We start from the raw sequence: 928 nt of genomic DNA, 5'->3' as shown, positions 1-928 counted from the left end.
GCCTTCCCGGTGGTGCAGGCCATCGTCCTGATTATCGCGGTGTTCTATATCGTTCTCACCTTTCTGGCGGATGTGCTCAACGCGGCACTCGATCCGCGCTTACGGGCGCGCTAGGAGTGAGCAACATGAAAGCATCTGAAAAGACATCCGCATTGTGGCTAGGTTTTTTTTCGCGAGGTGGCGCTGTGACAGTAACGCAAACTGAGGCCGGACAAACTGGGTTATTACCGCAACCGGGCCCGTGGCAACGTGCCGTGCGGCGCATCCTGGGTCACCACAGCATGACGCTGGGCGTGGTGATTTTAGGGATTGTGGTGGTACTGGCGCTGCTGGCGCCGTGGATCAGCCCGCACGACCCTTATGCGCAGGATGTCAGCCGACGCCTGATCCCGCCGGTCTGGTATGAGAAGGGCAGTTGGGAGCATATTCTGGGCACCGATAAGCTGGGACGCGACTACTTAAGTCGCCTGCTGTTTGGGGCGCGCGTTTCGCTGCTGATCGGGCTAGCCGCCGCCGCGCTGGCGGGCGTTATTGGCATCACGCTGGGCGTGGTCGCCGGTTACTTCGGCGGGCGTGTGGACGCAGTGGTGAGCTATCTGCTGACGGTACGCCTCTCGATGCCAGTGATTTTGGTGGCGTTGGCGATGGCATCGCTGGTGGGGGGCTCGGTAAACGTGGTGATTCTGCTGCTCGGGTTACTGCTGTGGGATCGCTTTCTGATCGTCTCGCGCTCCGTAACGCGCCAACTGCGGGAAGAGGAGTTTGTTGCTGCGGCGAAAACGTTGGGGGCATCGTCGGTTTTCATCATGGTGCGGGAAATTCTGCCCAATTTAGTGGGGCCGCTGACGGTGGTGGCAACGCTTGAGATTGCCCACGCCATTCTGTTGGAAGCCACGCTCTCCTTTCTGGGGCTTGGGGTACAACCGCC

1 protein-coding gene is annotated in these 928 nt (G+C 60.2%); it reads left to right on the top strand.

Going from position 1 to position 928, the window contains the following annotated elements:
• Window positions 1–185: 185 nt before the first annotated feature.
• Window positions 186–928 (top strand): ABC transporter permease (locus tag J5224_RS30535; protein ID WP_264628787.1); only part of this gene is annotated, 743 nt, incomplete at its 3' end.

It is taken from the genome of Candidatus Symbiopectobacterium sp. NZEC135, from assembly GCF_025962695.1.
This window is presented reverse-complemented; position numbering and strand designations above follow the sequence as displayed.